This is a genomic window from Nocardia sp. NPDC004711 (assembly GCF_053601595.1).
This window is the reverse complement of sequence record NZ_JBSGCB010000097.1, coordinates 1-17,255: the sequence shown is the minus strand read 5'-3', so window position 1 is coordinate 17,255 and position 17,255 is coordinate 1. Positions and strand designations below refer to the sequence as shown.

21 protein-coding genes are annotated in these 17,255 nt (G+C 64.6%); 11 read left to right on the top strand and 10 right to left on the bottom strand.

Going from position 1 to position 17,255, the window contains the following annotated elements; translation table 11 throughout:
• Positions 1-215 (top strand): hypothetical protein (locus ACWEKS_RS46135; protein WP_452346033.1); only part of this gene is annotated, 215 nt, incomplete at its 5' end.
• A 249-nt stretch (positions 216-464) separates the two neighbouring features.
• Here the strand turns inward: ACWEKS_RS46135 and ACWEKS_RS46130 are convergent.
• A complete protein-coding gene (locus ACWEKS_RS46130) occupies positions 465-1,142 on the bottom strand; it encodes an HD domain-containing protein (RefSeq protein WP_452346032.1) in 678 nt (225 codons plus the stop codon).
• 15 nt (positions 1,143-1,157) lie between these two features.
• Positions 1,158-1,559 carry a YybH family protein gene (locus ACWEKS_RS46125; RefSeq protein ID WP_452346031.1) on the bottom strand — a complete coding sequence of 134 codons (402 nt, stop codon included), beginning with the start codon at positions 1,557-1,559 and terminating at the stop codon, positions 1,158-1,160.
• Positions 1,560-1,654: 95 nt separating this feature from the next.
• On the opposite strand from ACWEKS_RS46125, the gene ACWEKS_RS46120 reads away from it, so the two are divergent.
• Positions 1,655-2,707, top strand: coding sequence for a GlxA family transcriptional regulator (locus ACWEKS_RS46120; protein ID WP_452346030.1), 1,053 nt, complete (start codon positions 1,655-1,657; stop codon positions 2,705-2,707).
• Positions 2,708-2,743: 36 nt separating this feature from the next.
• Here ACWEKS_RS46120 and ACWEKS_RS46115 read toward each other — a convergent pair whose 3' ends face one another.
• Positions 2,744-3,343, bottom strand: coding sequence for an SDR family NAD(P)-dependent oxidoreductase (locus ACWEKS_RS46115; protein WP_452346029.1), 600 nt, complete (start codon positions 3,341-3,343; stop codon positions 2,744-2,746).
• A 434-nt stretch (positions 3,344-3,777) separates the two neighbouring features.
• Between ACWEKS_RS46115 and ACWEKS_RS46110 the strand changes: the two genes are divergently transcribed.
• The 5 genes from ACWEKS_RS46110 (at position 3,778) to ACWEKS_RS46090 (ending at position 8,175) form a co-directional block, all read left to right on the top strand.
• The gene (locus tag ACWEKS_RS46110; protein ID WP_452346028.1) at positions 3,778-3,933 is read left to right on the top strand and encodes a hypothetical protein; all 156 of its coding nucleotides are present in this window, start codon (positions 3,778-3,780) and stop codon (positions 3,931-3,933) included.
• Between the two features lie 342 nt (positions 3,934-4,275).
• The gene (locus ACWEKS_RS46105; RefSeq protein ID WP_452346035.1) at positions 4,276-5,760 is read left to right on the top strand and encodes a biotin carboxylase; all 1,485 of its coding nucleotides are present in this window, start codon (positions 4,276-4,278) and stop codon (positions 5,758-5,760) included.
• A gap of 645 nt (positions 5,761-6,405) precedes the next feature.
• A complete protein-coding gene (locus ACWEKS_RS46100) occupies positions 6,406-7,230 on the top strand; it encodes an alpha/beta fold hydrolase (protein WP_452346027.1) in 825 nt (274 codons plus the stop codon).
• 64 nt (positions 7,231-7,294) lie between these two features.
• On the top strand, positions 7,295-7,960 hold the full coding sequence (locus ACWEKS_RS46095) for an isochorismatase family protein (RefSeq protein WP_452346026.1): 666 nt from the start codon (positions 7,295-7,297) through the stop codon (positions 7,958-7,960).
• 80 nt (positions 7,961-8,040) lie between these two features.
• Positions 8,041-8,175 carry a hypothetical protein gene (locus tag ACWEKS_RS46090; RefSeq protein WP_452346025.1) on the top strand — a complete coding sequence of 45 codons (135 nt, stop codon included), beginning with the start codon at positions 8,041-8,043 and terminating at the stop codon, positions 8,173-8,175.
• 28 nt (positions 8,176-8,203) lie between these two features.
• Here ACWEKS_RS46090 and ACWEKS_RS46085 read toward each other — a convergent pair whose 3' ends face one another.
• Together ACWEKS_RS46085 and ACWEKS_RS46080 are read right to left on the bottom strand one after the other, a co-directional pair.
• Positions 8,204-8,887, bottom strand: a complete 684-nt coding sequence (locus tag ACWEKS_RS46085) for an alpha/beta fold hydrolase (RefSeq protein ID WP_452346024.1) — start codon at positions 8,885-8,887, stop codon at positions 8,204-8,206.
• Positions 8,888-9,008: 121 nt separating this feature from the next.
• Positions 9,009-9,926, bottom strand: a complete 918-nt coding sequence (locus ACWEKS_RS46080) for a helix-turn-helix domain-containing protein (RefSeq protein ID WP_452346034.1) — start codon at positions 9,924-9,926, stop codon at positions 9,009-9,011.
• Positions 9,927-10,412: 486 nt separating this feature from the next.
• Between ACWEKS_RS46080 and ACWEKS_RS46075 the strand changes: the two genes are divergently transcribed.
• Positions 10,413-10,679, top strand: a complete 267-nt coding sequence (locus ACWEKS_RS46075; protein WP_452346023.1) for an alpha/beta fold hydrolase — start codon at positions 10,413-10,415, stop codon at positions 10,677-10,679.
• A gap of 30 nt (positions 10,680-10,709) precedes the next feature.
• On the opposite strand, the gene ACWEKS_RS46070 is transcribed toward ACWEKS_RS46075, so the two are convergent.
• The 3 genes from ACWEKS_RS46070 to ACWEKS_RS46060 all read right to left on the bottom strand — a co-directional run bounded on the left by ACWEKS_RS46070 (position 10,710) and on the right by ACWEKS_RS46060 (position 12,184).
• Positions 10,710-11,078 (bottom strand): YybH family protein, encoded by a 369-nt coding sequence (locus tag ACWEKS_RS46070; RefSeq protein WP_452346022.1) that lies wholly within the window; start codon positions 11,076-11,078, stop codon positions 10,710-10,712.
• 28 nt (positions 11,079-11,106) lie between these two features.
• Positions 11,107-11,823, bottom strand: coding sequence for an SDR family NAD(P)-dependent oxidoreductase (locus tag ACWEKS_RS46065; protein ID WP_452346021.1), 717 nt, complete (start codon positions 11,821-11,823; stop codon positions 11,107-11,109).
• Positions 11,824-11,971: 148 nt separating this feature from the next.
• Complete coding sequence (locus ACWEKS_RS46060) at positions 11,972-12,184, bottom strand: hypothetical protein (protein ID WP_452346020.1); 213 nt, start codon at positions 12,182-12,184, stop codon at positions 11,972-11,974.
• Positions 12,185-12,729: 545 nt separating this feature from the next.
• Here ACWEKS_RS46060 and tal point away from each other — a divergent pair.
• Both tal and ACWEKS_RS46050 read left to right on the top strand, forming a co-directional pair.
• The gene (tal, locus tag ACWEKS_RS46055; RefSeq protein WP_452346019.1) at positions 12,730-13,842 is read left to right on the top strand and encodes a transaldolase; all 1,113 of its coding nucleotides are present in this window, start codon (positions 12,730-12,732) and stop codon (positions 13,840-13,842) included.
• A gap of 25 nt (positions 13,843-13,867) precedes the next feature.
• Positions 13,868-13,990 carry a hypothetical protein gene (locus ACWEKS_RS46050; RefSeq protein WP_452346018.1) on the top strand — a complete coding sequence of 41 codons (123 nt, stop codon included), beginning with the start codon at positions 13,868-13,870 and terminating at the stop codon, positions 13,988-13,990.
• Between the two features lie 520 nt (positions 13,991-14,510).
• On the opposite strand, the gene ACWEKS_RS46045 is transcribed toward ACWEKS_RS46050, so the two are convergent.
• A complete protein-coding gene (locus tag ACWEKS_RS46045; protein WP_452346017.1) occupies positions 14,511-14,939 on the bottom strand; it encodes a response regulator transcription factor in 429 nt (142 codons plus the stop codon).
• Between the two features lie 490 nt (positions 14,940-15,429).
• On the opposite strand from ACWEKS_RS46045, the gene ACWEKS_RS46040 reads away from it, so the two are divergent.
• Positions 15,430-16,332, top strand: a complete 903-nt coding sequence (locus ACWEKS_RS46040) for an MBL fold metallo-hydrolase (RefSeq protein ID WP_452346016.1) — start codon at positions 15,430-15,432, stop codon at positions 16,330-16,332.
• A 693-nt stretch (positions 16,333-17,025) separates the two neighbouring features.
• Here ACWEKS_RS46040 and ACWEKS_RS46035 read toward each other — a convergent pair.
• A partial coding sequence (locus tag ACWEKS_RS46035) for a hypothetical protein (protein WP_452346015.1) occupies positions 17,026-17,255 on the bottom strand: 230 nt, incomplete at its 5' end.

Here is a 17,255-nt window from a genome sequence, read left to right as displayed (position 1 = left end):
CGCTTCGGCCATCGGTCTTGATCAACCGTCATCCAGCTGACTATGCGCGGCGTACGCCGCTCGGTGACCAGTACCCGGATGACACGAACATCGGCATTACCGGATGTGCTGCAGCGCACCAGGTGCTGGCCGCCGGCAGCCGCTGGACGGTTCTGGCTAGCCGCTGCATTACACAGACCAATCCAGAAGTGCGATCCTGGCGCTACGTGACATGAGGTGGCGTCTGTCACCAAGCTAAGGCATACCTCACAACATTCCGGATGGCCTGTACCACAACTCATCTCACATCAGCATGAGCGAGCACTCCCGCCGGCCGTACGACGCTCTTCCCGTCGACCTTCCGATGCCCCGGGCTGGCCGGTTCGGTCAGCGCGGTATGTGGCATCACAGGGTGTTTCTGGCGTGGATGGCATGTCGCGGCGAGCAGTTCGTATCATCTGGGGCCGATCTCCGGATTTCGTTCTTCATCCTCTCGGTTTGTCGGCCCATCCCGAGGCGTCCAGGATGTCGTGCCAGGTGAGTTTGGGGGCGTGGTCGGGGTATTGCAGCTGGTACACGTGCGCGGGGAAGCTCATGGGAGAGGCCATCTTTGCGGGGTTCGCGTGGATCTGGTCGGCGATCGTCTCGGAGAGGGCGTATCCCAGGTTGTAGCGGGGATACGCCGCGTGTACCCGGTCGGCGTATTCCGGCGGGAGCTTGTCGCGGAAACGGCCGATGATGTCGGCTCCGATGCCCATTTGAGTCACTGCCTCGGTGGGCCCGAATCGGTGACACAGGCCGTCGCTGGTGTGCAGCGCGATGGCATTCCATATGGGCTTCACGCGGTCTGGACCCAGTCCTCGGCTGGTGAGGAATTCTGCGGCGGCGTCGGCACCGTCCACCTCGAAACGCTGATTGCCGTTGGCGTGCTCGGTCGCGCCGAGGTCGTGGAGGATGGAGGCGAGGAAGACGAGTTCGTCGTCGTAGTCGGATCCGGCCCGCATCCCCATCGCGGCCGCGATCTCGCGCCCGAACAGGTAGCCGCGCATCGCGTGGTTGTAGATGAACTCCGGCGACACCGATCGAGCCAGTTCATCGGCGGCAATCGCCAATTCCGTTGTCGGAAAGCTGAATTCCGATCGCGCGTCGGCATCGATGGTCATGATTCTCCTCGGGTGTCAGTGGTTGAAGAACGGGTGGTCGACGGCGTAGAGCCATCGACTGTCGGGTTGGCGGCGGGCGACCTCCGTGGTCGTCGTGACCAGCGGCTGCTCGCCGAAACCGACCACGGTGGCTTCGTTCGATATCAGCGCGATGTCCTCGATCACTGCGATCCTGCGCAGGTCGAGGGTGATTCGAGCACCGGCATCGACGTAGCCGGCCAGCTGCTCGCGGATCGCGGCACTGCCACTGACCTCGGTCGCCGGGTTCGGCGCGAGCAGTGCCGCGGATTCGTACAGCTCGACCAGCCCGTCGAGATCACCGGCGGCCAGGCGCTCGGCAAACAGTTCCGCGAGCTGTTGCGGGGTGTCGGCGAACTTCGCGGTAGGCGCGCTGTTCGTGGTGTGTTGACCTGTCACCTGAAGCCTCCTTTTCGTTCGGCGTCTTCGATTCTGGTGAGGTCGACCCATGCCTCAACAGTGGCCAGAAGGACTAATATCGCTATAATCTGGCCATGAAGATCGTGGCGGTTCTCGCGCTCGACAACGTGGTCGGCTTCGAGCTCGCTGTCCCCGGCCAGGTGTTCGGCGCCGCTGATCTCCTCGCGGCCGTACCCACCTACGAAGTCCGCATCGTTGCCCCCGGGCGCCAGGCGCGCACCGATTCACTTTTCGGCGCAATCGATTTGCGCACCGACTGGGACTTGGACACGCTCACCGAGGCGCACACCATCGTCGTTCCCGGCCGCGCGCCCACCCACGCCGATCCACCGCCCAAAGTGCTGAACGCGCTACGCGATGCGCACGCGCGCGGCGCACGCATCGCGTCGGTGTGCACCGGTGCCTTCATTTTGGCCGCCGCCGGTCTGCTCGATGGCCGTCGGGCCACCACACATTGGGAACACGCCGACCTCTTGGCGACGCGGTACCCGCAGGTCGAGGTGGATCCGGCGGTGCTCTATGTCGAAGACGGCACGGTGTGTACGTCCGCGGGCGTGGCCGCCGGACTCGACCTGTGCCTGCAGCTGGTGCGCCGCGATCTGGGTACCGCGGCCGCTACCGATACCGCGCGCCACACCGTCATGCCGCCACAGCGCCAAGGTGGGCAGGCGCAGTTCATCGCCCATCCCGCCCCGGCCGACACTGACGTTCTCTTCGGCGACACCCTGCAATGGATGAACGCCAACTTGCACCACCCCCTGACCCTCGCCGACATCGCTGACCACGCCGCTATCAGCGTGCGAAGCCTCAACCGGCACTTCCGATCCCACTTCGGGACAACCCCACTGCAGTGGCTGCTCAAAGCGCGCGTGCGCTATGCCCGCGAGCTGCTCGAAACCACAGACACCACCGTCGAAATCGTCGCTCAGCATGCGGGATTCACCAATGCCACCGCGATGCGCCCCCACTTCGTACGCCAGACCGGCGTGCCACCGCTGAGCTATCGAGCGAGCTTTCGGGCCGCGCACCCGCCTGCTCCGACGTCAGCACAGGACCCTGCCGTCGTGCCCTCGACCACCGCAGACCCAACGTGGACCCGGCGGGCCGGCAATCGGGGAAAGCGCTGACATCCGTTACAGCCCTGAGTGATCGGGGTATCGGCTTTACTCCGAGACGACCTGGCGGGTCCACGCATCCTGCTGGACCTGCTTGACGAGCTCCTCGGTCGCAGGGGGCCACACAGTGCGGTAGTTGCCCTTGTCCGCGCCGATGACTTCGATCATCTTGTCGATCATGTCCTGCGGATCGTATTGGCCCTGCATGATCTCGGAGAAGGCCTTCTCGATCGAGGACCGAGAGGTGAAGTTCACCGCGTCGTCCTGCCAGTGGAAAGTGCTGTCGCCCAGACGATCATTGAACCCGGTGTCGTAGGCGCCCGGATTGATGATCTGCACCGTGATCCCGGTTCCGCCTTGTGCCAGTTCGTCACGCAGGGTCGTGGCGATACCTTCGAGGGCATGTTTGCTCGAGCAGTAGGCACCCAGCCCGTAGGCGGTGAGCATGCCGCCCATCGAACTGACGATCACGATGCGGCCGCGGGTTCCCGCATAGACGAACTTGCGGATTGCCCTCTGCATCAGATTCAGATTCGAGAACACATTGGTTTCGAATGTCTCCCGCACCAGTTCGACCGGGATCTCGGCCAAGGGGCCACCGAAACCGGTGCCTGCGTTGCTGACGAGGGTATCGAAGTCGTACTGCATGGCACTGTCGACATCGCGCTGGTCGAGGATATTCGGCCGGATCGACCTCGGCGAGGACGTCGAGGATCGCGGTGAGGAGGTGGTCGGATGCCATCGCTGACACCGTCTCGCCCCTCGAATGCCAGGGGACTACAGCCAGGGCCGAATTCTGGCTGATACACCCGGGCACCGCACCGGCCGCAGGTGGACGAGATGACCGCGGGAGCATCCCGCGAGGCAGCATGCGGTCCATCCGAAGGTCGACCGGCTCGCTGCGAGTACGTGGCGTTGTGGGCCCGAGCAGAAGATCGGCATCGGGAGCACCCACCCGCGCGGAGTCTGCACCAGCTCGTCGTTGTCGATGGCGTAGCCGTCCGGGTGCAGATACCAGACACGCCGCCGGTCATTCGAACCCATGTGCGAATAACAGCCGAGCGGTCGCTTAGGATCCGCGCGTGTCGGACGATCAGAAAATGTGCCAGATCTGCGGCGAACGCCCGGTCGGCGAGGGATACATGTCGATGATGTGTCCGCAGTGCCGGGCTCGGGTCGAGGAGCGGAACCGCACCCGGCAATACCTGTTGCTGCCCCCGCCGGACGACATCATCTAGCGCGCGGTATGCGACTAGAAAGGATGTCCTGGGCCGCAGCCGGTCTCGCTGCTGCTGCTTCGTCGACAGGGTTGCCGCGGAAACGGCCCCACCCACGGTGAGCTGCGGTTATTCGAGAAATGATGCAACACATCATTTGCCCAGTCGTCGAATCTGATGCAAACACATCAGATTTCCTGTACTCGAAGTACTGGGGCACTCCACACTTCCACCCGGCCATGGGCAGGCGCAGACTTGTGGCATGGAGGTATGTGAGCCCGCTACCGTCGCGCTCACCCCAGCGCCCCTGCCCCCGCCGCGGTCTCTGCGCCGGACCTCGACCTCACCGCGGCTGGCGTGATCATGCACTCCGGCGGGCCTGAGCCCGAGTCGCGCCGCATGCTGAACGGCATCTCGGAGGTACGCGCGTTCTTTCACACCAACGCCGTACCGCTGTACTTCATCTCGCCGACCCCGTTCAACCTACTGGGCATCGACCGCTGGGTACGGAACTTCTTCTACCTGACGTACTTCGACACTTTCGAGGGCGCACATCCGCGCGTGTTCGTGCCCCGGCGGCGCGACCGCCGGGATTTCGGGGGCATCGAGGACGTGTGCAACCACCTCCTCTACGACCCCGAGACACTCGAGTTCATCGCGCACCGAGGGCCTGGTGGCAAGGCCTGCTTTGTGATGCTCGGCGAGGAAACGCAGGCCCTCGCGCACAAGGCGGGGCTCGAGGTCATGCACCCGCCAGCGCAGCTGCGCCATCGCCTGGGCTCCAAGATCGTCATGACACGCCTGGCCGAGCAGGCAGGAGTGCCGAGCGTGCCCAACGTGATCGGACGGGTCGGCTCCTACGACGAACTGCTTGCGCTCGCGCAGAGCGCTGGGCTGGGAGATGACCTCGTCGTCGAGGCCGCTTATGGCGACGCCGGCACGGAGACGTTCTTTCTGCGCAGTCAGCGCGACTGGGACCAGTACGGCGGTGACCTGGTCGATCAGGAAGTCAAGGTCATGAAGCGCATCCGCAATGTCGAGGTGTGCCTCGAGGGCGCCGTGACCCGTCACGGCACTGTGGTCGGCACCGCGATGACGAGTCTCGTCGGTTACCCAGAGCTGACTCCGTTCAAAGGCGGCTGGTGCGGCAATGACATCTGGCGCGGGGTGCTGCCGCCTGGACAGACGCACGCCGTGCGAGAGATGGTGCGGAAGCTGGGCGACGTCCTCCGCCGCGAGGGGTATTGCGGCTACTTCGAGGTGGACCTCTTGCACGACCTGGACTCGGACGAGTTCTACCTCGGCGAGGTGAACCCGCGCCTGAGCGGCGTGAGCACGATGACGAACCTGACCGTCGAGGCCTACGCCGACCTGCCGCTGTTCCTCTTCCACCTGCTCGAGTACATGGACGTGGACTACGAGCTCGACGTCGAGGAAATCAACGCGCGCTGGGAGCGGGGCTACGGCGAGGACGAGGTCTGGGGTCAGCTGATGATCACCGAGACCTCCCCGGATCTCGAGCTCTTCACCGCGACCCCACGCACAGGTGTGTGGCACCTCGACGACGACGGGCGCCTCTCCTTTGCGCGCAGCGGCAACGACTGGGACTCGCTGATCGACGAGTCCGAGGCCTTCTACATGCGCGTCGCGGCGCCGGGCGACTTACGCTGCAAGGGCGCCCAACTCGGCGTGCTCATCACCCGCGGGCACCTGCAGACCAACGATTACCAGCTCACCGAGCGCGCCCGGCGCTGGATAGAAGGCATCAAGGCCGAGTTCGCCTCAACACCCCTGGCGCCCGGTCAGGCGGCCACGCCGATCGTCTCGCGGCTCGTTGCACGAGCGTGAGCAGGGGGCTGCACGAGCTGCTCTATGAACCCGGCGTCGAGCGTGAGCGCCTGTTCCAGGCGTTCCTGTCGTCGCCACCGACGGTCAAACCGTAGTCGGAGAGCTGGCGCGCAAGCCCGCGGTGGTCGGGCATTCCTTCGGCGGGCTGCTGACCCCGGTCGTCGCCGGCCGTGGTCTGTCGGCGGCCTCGGCCGCGATCGACGCGGCCCCTTCCGCAGCATGCTGCCGCTGCCGATCTCAACCTGTGGCCGGAAGCCAAGGCGGACACCGAGAATCCCAAGCGCGGCCCCGCCCTCACCATCGACAGCGGCTGGCAAGAGATAGGCGAGTGAGCGCTGACGATCTCGCCGATGCGCACATGGTCGAACGTGCGCGATCCGACGACTTTGAATCGAGAGAGGTCAAAGAGTCTCTCGTGTGTCCTCATCGCAGTGAACGTGACTCACAAGTGTCCAGTGATACTCGACACGAATCCATGGCCGAAATTGCGGTTTTCGTGGCGCGCAAAGCGGGGCGCAACTCTCCCGAAGTCACGCACAGTGATCCGGCACCGATCATTCCGAAGCGTTGTCGCCCAGCCAGTTCCAGTTGTCTCAACGAGGCCCGTGGGCTGCGCATCGACTACGCGATCACGAGGAGTCCCACATGCCTGTCATCACCACGCTGGACGGCGTCGACATCTACTACAAGGATTGGGGCAGCGGACAGCCCATCGTCTTCAGTCACGGCTGGCCCTTGTCCTCGGACGACTGGGACGCACAGCTGATGTTCTTCGTGTCCCACGGTTTCCGGGTGGTTGCTCACGACCGGCGTGGCCACGGCCGTTCCGCTCAGGTTGCCGAAGGACACGATATGGACCACTACGCCGACGACCTGGCCGCCGTCGTCACCCACCTCGACCTGTCGGACGCGGTTCATGTGGGACATTCCACCGGCGGTGGGGAGGTCGTGCGCTACCTGACGCGCCACGGACAGGATCGGGCGGCCAAAGCCGTTCTGATCAGTGCGGTGCCGCCGATCATGGTGAAGACCGCCAACAATCCCGGCGGATTGGACAAGTCGGTCTTCGATGGCATCCAGGAACAGGTCGCCACCCGCCGGTCGGACTTCTTCCGCACGTTCGCCGAAGGACCGTTCTACGGCTACAACCGGCCCGGCGCACAGCCCTCCGAAGGAGTGATCGCCAACTGGTGGCGGCAAGGCATGGCCGGCGGCGCCAAGGCACATTACGACGGTGTCGTCGCCTTCTCCCAGACCGACTTCACCGATGAACTCACGAAGATCACGATCCCCACCCTCGTCATGCACGGGGAGGATGACCAGGTGGTCCCGATCGAGAACACCGGCATCCGCTCGGCCGAACTGTTGCCCAACAGCACGCTGAAAACCTATCCGGGTTTCCCGCACGGTATGCCGACCACCGAGGCCGCGACCATCAACGCCGACCTGCTCGCATTCATTCGATCCTGAGCAGCGTTCACGCCTCGAGTCCCGGGGCGGGTACAGACCTTTCCGAACTCATCGACGAGGACCAATGCCGAAAACACGCCCCGAGCCCGTCCGCGATCCGGAGACCGATTACCTGCTCACACCGCAGAACTGCGCGATCGTCCTCATCGACTTCCAACCGGGGCAGTACGCCACGGTCGGATCAGCGACAGCCGAGGAGATCGACCTCGGCGCGGTAACCCTCGCCAAGCTCGCACACGCCTACGCGATCCCGACGGTCGTGACGACCGTCGCGGTGGACATGGGCGTCAACGAGCCGACCAATCCTGTACTCCTGGACGAACTCCCCGGTGTCGCGGAGATCGACCGTACCGGGGTCAATGCCTGGGAGGACGCCGACTTCCGGGCAGCGGTCGAGGCCACCGGCCGGAGAAAGATCGTCATGGCCGGGCTGTGGACCGAAGTGTGCCTCGCGTTTCCGACTCTCGACATGCTGCGCGAGGGCTATGAGATCTACCCCGTCGTCGACGCTGTCGGCGGCGTATCCGCAGTCACGCACGACATGGCGATCACTCGCATGGTGCAGGCCGGTGCCCAGCCGATCACCTCGCTGGCTCTCGGCTGCGAGCTGATGCGCAACTGGGCACGCTCCGATTCGGACCTGTATCGAGTGATCATCAACGATTACTTCCGACGCAAACGGGCCATCGGAGCCGGCAAACAGAATCTGCTGCACCGGTCGGTCAGATAGTTCACCCGCCACTGGTTCGGTCAGCGCGACCAGCGGCAACCACCCAGATCGGCGACCTCGGTCGGGCGGCGGAAATCCTGGTGCGGATCGTTCACTCCGACACTCTGCCCACCCACCTGCTGATGGGGATCGGCAACGGCTGGTTGATCTTCGGAGGTGCGCTGCCGGCCGGTTCGGTCAGCGCGACCAGCGGCAGATGGCCTGTCCTCGGTTGACGGGGCAGGCCACCTGTGCGGTATGCAGTTAGACCGCGTCGGCCGCGGTGCGGATGAGGTTGGCGACGACCTCCGGTCGGGAGACGTAGATGGCGTGGCTGCCGGGGGTGTCGGCGACGGTGGCGCCGATCCGTTCAGCCATCGACAGCTGTGCGGCGGGCGGGATCATCTTGTCCTCGGTGACGTGCAGGTACCAGCTGGGCTTGTTGCGCCAGGCGGGTTCGCTGATCGCTCCGCCAAGAGCGTCCAGCCCCCAGGGGACCTGGGAGTCGGCCAGGAAAGCGGCGTCCTGTGCGGGGAGGTCACCGGCGAACGAGTCGTGAAACTTGGTCCGGTCCAGGAACAGGTAGCCCTCGACCGGAGGCAGGATGGGCGGCTGCGGGCCGTCCTGTGGGAAGCCGGCGATGAGGCTGTTCACCGATTCGTCCTTGTCGGGGGCGAATGCGGTGATATAGACCAGGGCACTCACTTTCTCGTGGGTGCCGGCCTCGGTGATGACCGCGCCACCGTAGGAATGTCCGACCAGAACCGCGTCGCCGTCGACGCCGTCGAGGATCTGGCGGGTGGCGGCGGCGTCATCGGCGAGAGACTTGGTCGCGTTCTGGACCACGCGTACGGTGAAGCCGTCGCGGGTGAGTTCGTCGTAGACGTTGCGCCATCCGCCGCCGTCGACGAATCCGCCGTGGACCAGAACGATTGTCGGTTTGCTCATGGCAACCTCCCTCATTGGCAGGGTGGCGGGATTCGCACACCCGGAACTGCCGGTCACATCGTCATTGACCGCAGACTGTTCTGACGTGGACGACCGTGCACACGATGCGGACGAGAACGCATCACTGTTTCGTCGACGGGGTGGGTGAGCCGGGCTCCGGGCGGCCTCGCCGCATCTCGCCGGGGCTGATTCCGTAGGTCGCGCGGAAGGCCCGGTTGAAACCGCTGATATCGCCGAATCCGCTGCAGTGCGCCAACGTTGCGATGCTCAGATGAGCCAGCCGGCGATCGAGCAGTTCCCCACGCACCCGCGCCAGACGACGGCGGCGGATGTACAGCGCGACCGATTCGTTCTCCGCCTGGAACAGCTTGTGCAGGTATCGGGTTGAAATGTTCACTGCCGCAGCGATTTCAGTGGGAGTTAGCGCTGAATCCCGAAGGTGCTGTTCGATGTAGGCTTTGATGCGCGTCATCAGGCTGCGCTGCGCGGCATCGGCATGCCTGCCCTGGCCGGGTTCGGCGAGCAGGCATATCGCCAGATCGGTGGTGCGAGCGAGTATCTCCTCGGACTGGAACTCCGCTACGTTCTCGCCGTGACGGATCAGGTCGAGCACGAATCTGCAGACGACTCCGGACAGTCCGTGCTGTCCAGACAACACGCGCCCGCTGACGGTGCGGCGCTCGCTATCGCTGAGCGGCACCGCATCTGAAGGTACCGAGAGCACCGATACCGACCACGGGCGGGTGAACGTCCAGGTGAATGGCCGCGAGTTCTCGTAGACGACGAAATCGCCCGGCGTGAGTTCGGCGATCCGCCCGTCCTGCTCCAGCGACGCCGCACCGTCGGTGAGGACCGCGATCTGGAAGAACGCCGCATCCGACTGTTGGATACATCGGGGAGTCCGCCGATGTATGTGCGGGCTCGCGGTCAGCTCGGCGAACAGCAATCGCCCGCGGACCGTTCCTTCCAACCGTGCCACCGGCTCAGGGGAGTGATCCCAGCCTTCCAGGCTCACCGGCGCGAAGGTGTCGCCCAGCACATGATGCCAATAGTCCTCCCGCTCAGGAGGTTTGACTTCATCGGTCGAGGCAACGATATCGGGCACGGCTCCTCATCCTCCCCGCCGCTATGCCGATGATGTCGGGTTCGGAAGTGACGAATCCATGACGCTCTCGACGGGCGCTGGTGTTCGACGACTCGATCCTTCGCAAGCCCTGGAATCGGCTGTGCGGTGGGACCTCTCGTTGCCAACAGCTTTTCGGCATTGTCGGGTTCGGTCAGAGCCTCGGCACCAGCACGGTTCCGTTGCCGTTGATCACCGGGCCTCGGCGAGCTCGGCGATGGCCTGGCAGTACAACATCTCGCCGGACACGGCCCTGAAAACAAGCGGTCGGTCTATGCGGCAGTCGACGGCGGCGCAACCCTCAGCACCGAACTGCTGCCCGATAGCCAGCCCTTCCATGGCTTCAACCGGCCCGGTGCTGTCGTCTCCGAAATCGCGCGGCGGGCGTTCTGCCGGTGCAGCATGCAGGCCGGCATTCGCGGGGCCTACGAGTGCATCGCCGAGTTCTCCGAAAGTGACTTCAGCGATGACCTGGTGCGCATCGACGTGCCCGCTTTGGTGACCCACGGTGACGACGACCAGATCGTGCCCATTGCGGCTGCCGGCCCGAAATCTGCCGAGCTGATCAAGGACGCCACCTTGCGCGTGTATCCCGGTGTGCCCCACGGCATTTTCGGCGCCTACCGCACCGCGCTCGAAACCGATCTGCTCGCCTTCCTCAACAGCTGACTCAACCCCCGCCGTGGCGGGGCCGATCCTTCAAAGTCGTGAGACCTGGTAATGACCGATGGCCCAGCCGTCGGTGTCGCGTTCGAGCAGCACGCTGAGCTTGACGGTGAGGGTCGGCCGGTCGGGGAAAGAGAAGTCGACGTCCAGGTAGCCCAGCACGAGATCGTCGGTGAGGCGGCGGGTTTCGAGGATTCGGTAATCGGCCGCGAGGCCGACCGGCTGGGAGTCGTAGTACTCGGCGATACCGGCTCGACCCACGGTGTACGGGTGCAGGCCTTGGAAGATCGCGTCGGCGGTGAAGTAGGAGGCGACCCGCTGTGGCTCATGCTGATCGACGGCGTCCTTCCACTGGTCGAGGACTGTTCGCAGGATCGCCTCGTCCTGGGGATCGGTGGTCATAGCGATTCTCCTGTCGTTGTCGCGATGATCAGTGTCCGGCGCTCATGCCGCCATCGACGTGCAGGATCTCGCCGGTGACGAAGGGCGCGGTCTCCAGGAAGACGACGGCATCGACGATGTCGCTGATTTCGCCCATCCGCCCGACGGGATGCATGGCGGCCAGGACATCGTGGGTCGACGGGTCGTGCATGGGCGTGTTGATGTTGCCCGGCGACACCGCGTTGGCGCGGATACCGCGGCGCGCATATTCGATGGCGAGTGATTTCGTGGCCGACTGCAGCCCACCCTTGGTCAGCGAAGCCAGCACCGAGGGGACGCGGGAATCGGCATTGTCGACGAGGCTCGTGGTGATGTTGACGATGTGGCCGCCGTCGTTGGAAAGCATGGCTTCGACCGCTGCACGGGTGATATGGAAAAACGCGGTCAGATTGACGCCGGTCACGACCGCGTAATCTTCGTCGGTGTAATCGGTGAACGGTTTGGCGATGAACACGCCCGCGTTGTTGACGAGGGTGTCGACCCGGCCGAACCGTTCCACCGCGGCGACGATGATGCGGTCGGCGGTCGCGGCATCGGCGATGTCGCCGGCAATGGTGAGCACTGCGGGGTCGTCGGATTCTGCAATGGATCGTGCGGTGGCCACGACCGCATAGCCGAGCTTGCGGTAGGCCTCGACAAGACCGGCACCGATACCTCGTGACGCCCCCGTGATGACTGCGACCTTCTGTTGCCGATCGATGGTCATGGCGAGCCCTTCTCGAGTCGGGATTCGGGCTGGTCGACTGCAGCAGACGACCGGTCCACGAATCGAACAGTAGGCCGCGCTGAGATCGACGGTCAACGCTGAAATGGCCTCTGATCAGGAGGAATCCTTCGACGCGAAAGCCGCAGGCTCACAGATGAGGTCGCGGGCTCGACGGCTCCTGTCGGTGCGGATCGTCAGCGGGGAGCCAGGAATCCGGGCTGTGGAGACCGAAGTCGCCGACACTGCCGCAGAGCGCGTCCACCACGGCCAGCAGGTGCAGCTCGGCCAGGCGGCACATGCCCTCACCACACCACCACAGCCCGGCGCGGCCGCCCGGCGGTGCGCATCCATACCTGCTCATTTGGAGACGACCATTTCCACCGTGCCGGTCCAATTGCTGCTCAGCCCGAGTGGATCGAAGGAGTCTGCGGGCCGATCCACCCGGCCGCCGAGCACGATGCACCGCTCGGGGTCGGCGAAACGGGGCACCGATCTCGGAGCCGTCCACTATGACCCCGGCCGGATGACCCGAAGTGAGAATGCGCCGGGATAACCGCACCCTGATCCCCGCCACTCTCCACGATCAGCTCACCCGCACCGCACAGTACCGAGATCCCGTATCGGAAAAGCCCGAATACCACGCTGGTGGCACGAATCGAGAGTGCCCGGGCCCGGAAGGTCGTAGATATCTCCGAATTAGCTACGTGATCGAAATTGTCATGCAGAATGCCGGACAGAACCGGACCGATCGGCGTGTACTGGGTAATCGCCAGGACACGAAATGTGACCGATAGTCATGCCAGCCGAAACCGAAACCAGCAACAACACCGCACCGAGGCAGCGACCCTGGGTCTGCGGGAATTCGACCCCAACCGCACCCGGCTTCGAGTGGAAGGAGGACATGAGATGCCCGATCCGCTCACTGTACTGACCCAGGCCGGGGTGTCGATCTGGCTCGACGACCTCAGCCGCGAACGCCTCGCCGACGGCAGCCTCGCCGATCTTGTTCGTGACCGGCACGTGGTCGGCGTGACCACCAACCCGACCATCTTCGCCAAGGCCATTACCGGCAGCGACTACTACGCCGACCAGATCCACGCGCTCGCGCTGCGGCGGGTGGATATCGCTGCCGCGCTGCGGGAGTTGACCTGCTACGACGTGCGCTGGGCCTGCGATGTGCTGCGCCCGGTGTATGACGCCACCGGCAGGGTGGACGGGCGTGTATCGATCGAGGTCGACCCGCGTATCGCCCACGACACCGACCGCACCGTCGCCGAAGCCCACGCCCTGTGGTGGCTGGTGGACAGACCGAACCTGTTCGTCAAGATCCCCGCCGCCAAACAGGGCCTGCCGGCGATCACCCGCTGCCTGGCCGACGGCATCGACATCAACGTCACCCTCATGTTCTCCCTGGACCGCTACCGTGAGGTGATCGACGCCTTCCTGACCGGGCTCGAGCAAGCCCGCGCACGCGGTAAAGACCTCAGTGCCATCCACTCCGTCGCCTCGTTCTTCGTCTCCCGCGTCGACACCGAGGTCGACAAGCGCCTCGACAAACTCGGCACCGACCAGGCCGCCGCGCTGCGCGGCCAGGCCGCCATCGCCAATGCCCGGCTGGCCTATCAACTCCACGAGCAAACTCTCGCCAGCGACCGATGGCAGGCCTTGGCGCAGGCCGGTGCCCATCCGCAACGTCCGCTCTGGGCCTCGACCGGCGTGAAAGACCATCGCTACGACGACACCCGCTACGTCGTGGAACTCGTCGCGGCCGGGGTGGTCAACACCATGCCCGAGGCAACCCTGCAGGCTGTCGCCGACCACGGCTTGCTCCCCGCCGACAGCATTCACGGCACCTACCCGCAGGCCCGGCAGGTCCTCGACGAGCTCGCCGCGGTTGGCGTCGATTACGACGATGTCGTCGCCACCCTGGAGGCCGACGGCGTCGCCAAGTTCGACGCCAGCTGGGACCAACTCGGCACCGACCTCGCCCACGCCCTCACCGCACCCACAGGACGGTAACCGCACGACCACACCCTCGGCGATCATGATCGCGTGCGCCGGACTCACCAGCGCGGAAACCGCACATGCAGTGCACGACAACGGATTCGACAGCCACGTCACCCGGACCTGCAACGAGCCGGCGCAGGAACTCGAGGGTATCGAGTAGGTCGCCGGACCGGTCTCGGAAAAATAGCCAGCCAGCATGCCCCACGCCACCCCGACCCGAACAGTGGGCTCGACGCTGGGCGGTGTTGCGTCGCCCGTGGCGATGAGCGTCGAGACCATGGCGATAGGTCACAGTTTGTGTCTCGGCTGGATGGAACAACGCCTCGAGCATCGTTACGGCTCGATCGGGTGCCTGTGGATTGGGCGGGGAGGTCTGCCCCGCCGATCAGCCCTTATCCCCCGCACCTTGGCCACCCATCGGTTGCAGAGCGGAGCCTGCTCGATAGAGGACCGTCCATCGCTGATTCCCTCGCCGGTGAACAAGCTGAGAGTGGTATCGGGGTGGGTCGGCGTGAGCGAACCCAACCAGGCCATCGAGGCCGAACTCGCGCAGGTCCACCAGCAGATCCAGAACCTCCACCAGCGATTCCCCGGACTGCAGCGGACATCCCGATGATTTCCGGCGATAAAACGGGATTCAGACCAGGTTGGCTGACGATATGACCGAATTGGTTGATGTTTCAGGCCGCCTGCGGTGCTGCGAGATGGGCACGGATGTGGCCGAGCAGTTCACCGGTTCTGAGCGGTTTGGGCAGGTAGTCACACGCACCGGCCGCGTAGGCGTCACCGATGGCATCGGGACTGCCATCGAGGGAGACCGCGATGATCGGAATCGGTGAACGATTCCGCAGCTGTCGGCACAGCTTCGCACCCGGCAGGTCCGGCAGATCCAGCTCGAGCAGCACCAGGTCCGGATTCCATCGCCGAGCGAGGGTCAAAGCGCGCTCCGCGTTGGGGGCAGAAATCACCTCATGGCCGGCATTGGCCAGCACGAGTACCTCAATCTCTGCCATCGCGGGGTTGCTCTCGACGACAAGGACCTTGCTGGGCCCTGCCGCAGGGGTCCGCGGAAGCGTGAATTCTGTTGCAGAGCGCGGAAATTGGCTCATGATGGATCCTTCGCAGACGGGTCCCCGACCGTCGAATCCGCAGCATCATGGAGCTGAATAGAGGCGATCCTGCGCTCACAATGTCGGTACCGCGATCGACTGACAATGACAGTATGTCAACCCGCAATTTCTCAGCAATGCATCTGTGAACTGTTTTCATGACGTTCACATGATCAGGTCTATCCCCTGGCATCCCATTGCCGGTGGCGTGCTCCGCCAATGTCCGATATTCGGCACTTTTACGTACAGCTGGCAAGCGCAGTCGGGGTGAGATGATCTCAGCCCGTTGGTCTTCGGATGTGGCAAGGCAGCATGTTGTGCAATACAACGATCCTCGCGCCGATGGACGGACCGGCTACGGGACTTGGAGAATGATCTTTTGGTGGACCTGTCCGCCGGCGAGAGCCCGATGGGCTTCCGACGCGGCTTCCAAGGGGCAGCCTTCGACGTCCCGTCGAACGTGACCGGCCTGAAAGAGAAGGGGTAGTTCATGAAGCAGCTTCCCGAGCCCTCGCCATTGCCCGAGTCGATCCCGATCCCGAAGGCCGACCCACCGGCCGAGATGGACCTCGTCGCAGTGCCGACCGGCGTGAACCACCGAACCGCCGCATACGCCTACGCCGGCGGGTCGGTCTTCGACAAGCGCGACTTCTACATCGGCGCCGCGCTCATCAAGCACCCGCAGGGTGATCTCCTGGTCGACTCCGGTTTCGGACGCGACATCGCCAAGCAGATGACCACGATGCCCCGCCTGTTCCAGAAGCTGACCAAATACGACGTCTGGAAGCCCGCGGTCGAGCAGCTGGAAGCGGCCGGCTACAACTTCAGCCGACTGTCCGGGATTCTGCTGACCCACGCGCACTGGGATCACATGAGCGGCATCCCCGATTTCCCCAACCTGCCGGTTCTGATTTCCCGGCGCGACCGAGCCGCCTTCTACAGCCGAGAAATGTTCGGCAACTTCCGCGGATTCTTCCAGCAATTCCCATTCAACTGGCAGGAGTTGAGCTTCCCGAGCGGACCCTACCTCGGCTTCCCCCGGCACCACGATGTGTACGGTGACGGCTCGATCGTCTGCGTACAGGCCCCCGGGCACACACCCGGCAGCATCATCGTCTTCGTGACACTGCCGAACCAGGTGCGCTATGCCCTGGTCGGAGATCTGGTGTGGCAACGCGAGGGACTCACCCGCCGCGTGGAGCGCCCATTCCCGGTCAGGCGACTAGCCGACTTCGACGCCGAGGGGAACCGGCAAAACCTCCTCCGCATGATTTCGATCATGCTGCGCATCCCCGACCTGATCGTCGTGCCGGCCCATGATCTGCGCGCCTTCGCCGAGATGAGCCAACTGCCGAACGTCACCACCAAGGGCCTGATCCTTTCCGCTGCATGACCCGACCCGGCCAGCCCCAGTGGACCAGAAGCCGGGTGAGGGCTCGGACAGGACCGGGGCGAATCCTCTCGTCCTGTTGTCTGCCTGGCGCACACCCCACCACAACCACGGCCCAGGCCCGCTGGCTGCGTAGGCCAGCACCACGATCGCGCGCCGCACCCGCTCCGGGTGCTAGCTGGGCCGGATGATCTGCTGCAGGCGCTCGGTCATCGGTACGACAGTGCGTTTGACCGATGTCGGCTCGCTACCATCTGCCCGATCGGTGACGCCGTTCCACCGATCTGAGCGGCACCCAAGCCGCTGTCCGTAGCCTTGTTCACCGGGTGGGGCAGGGCGGCTACGGCTGCTGTTGTCTACCGTGGCGCTGAGGTAGTCGATGCCTGTCACACTGTTCCAGTCCATGGTTCCGTGGTGGCGTAACAACCACTCATCCGGGCATGAGGCACTTACCTGTTGGGTGGAGTGGCTGTTGACCAAGAACGAGATCTCGTGTGGGCCAACGGTGCCCGTGCACCGCACCCGGGCCTGCACGCGGTAGACGTCGTCGGTGTCGTTGCGGCAACTGCGATCGTTGCACGACACACCTTCGGCCAGGTCCGTGGTGTTCGCCGTGGTGAAGGGCGAGCGTTTGTCGAGCGGGCCCGGCGTCTGTCCAGCTGGTCAACCGGTCCGGCACGCGCGGGGCGCGTTGTCCTACAGGTCGACGGTCTCTTCGATGATGTGGGTGCCCAGTTCTTCGGTGAACAGCGGGTCCCGGTTGACTGCCGCGCCGGTGATGAGGCCGTCGAATTCGCTGTTCTCGTAGTCGAAGCCCTCCGCGCTGATACGCGGGCGGGCGACCTCGAGTCTGCGGGGTATGGCCGGCCAGAAGCCGACCCTGTTGAGCGCGTCGGCCTCTGCGGCGGTCAGGGTAGGGCTGGAGT

Bases quoted from the DNA above. Each gene is read 5' to 3' on its own strand.
- ACWEKS_RS46130 (WP_452346032.1), bottom strand. From the start codon at position 1,142: ATGACCATCGATGCCGACGCGCGATCGGAATTCAGCTTTCCGACAACG.
- ACWEKS_RS46120 (WP_452346030.1), top strand. From the start codon at position 1,655: ATGAAGATCGTGGCGGTTCTCGCGCTCGACAACGTGGTCGGCTTCGAG.
- ACWEKS_RS46115 (WP_452346029.1), bottom strand. From the start codon at position 3,343: ATGCAGTACGACTTCGATACCCTCGTCAGCAACGCAGGCACCGGTTTC.
- ACWEKS_RS46105 (WP_452346035.1), top strand. From the start codon at position 4,276: ATGCACTCCGGCGGGCCTGAGCCCGAGTCGCGCCGCATGCTGAACGGC.
- ACWEKS_RS46100 (WP_452346027.1), top strand. From the start codon at position 6,406: ATGCCTGTCATCACCACGCTGGACGGCGTCGACATCTACTACAAGGAT.
- ACWEKS_RS46095 (WP_452346026.1), top strand. From the start codon at position 7,295: ATGCCGAAAACACGCCCCGAGCCCGTCCGCGATCCGGAGACCGATTAC.
- ACWEKS_RS46085 (WP_452346024.1), bottom strand. From the start codon at position 8,887: ATGAGCAAACCGACAATCGTTCTGGTCCACGGCGGATTCGTCGACGGC.
- ACWEKS_RS46075 (WP_452346023.1), top strand. From the start codon at position 10,413: ATGCAGGCCGGCATTCGCGGGGCCTACGAGTGCATCGCCGAGTTCTCC.
- ACWEKS_RS46070 (WP_452346022.1), bottom strand. From the start codon at position 11,078: ATGACCACCGATCCCCAGGACGAGGCGATCCTGCGAACAGTCCTCGAC.
- ACWEKS_RS46065 (WP_452346021.1), bottom strand. From the start codon at position 11,823: ATGACCATCGATCGGCAACAGAAGGTCGCAGTCATCACGGGGGCGTCA.
- ACWEKS_RS46060 (WP_452346020.1), bottom strand. From the start codon at position 12,184: ATGAGCAGGTATGGATGCGCACCGCCGGGCGGCCGCGCCGGGCTGTGG.
- tal (WP_452346019.1), top strand. From the start codon at position 12,730: ATGCCCGATCCGCTCACTGTACTGACCCAGGCCGGGGTGTCGATCTGG.
- ACWEKS_RS46050 (WP_452346018.1), top strand. From the start codon at position 13,868: ATGATCGCGTGCGCCGGACTCACCAGCGCGGAAACCGCACATGCAGTG.
- ACWEKS_RS46045 (WP_452346017.1), bottom strand. From the start codon at position 14,939: ATGAGCCAATTTCCGCGCTCTGCAACAGAATTCACGCTTCCGCGGACC.
- ACWEKS_RS46040 (WP_452346016.1), top strand. From the start codon at position 15,430: ATGAAGCAGCTTCCCGAGCCCTCGCCATTGCCCGAGTCGATCCCGATC.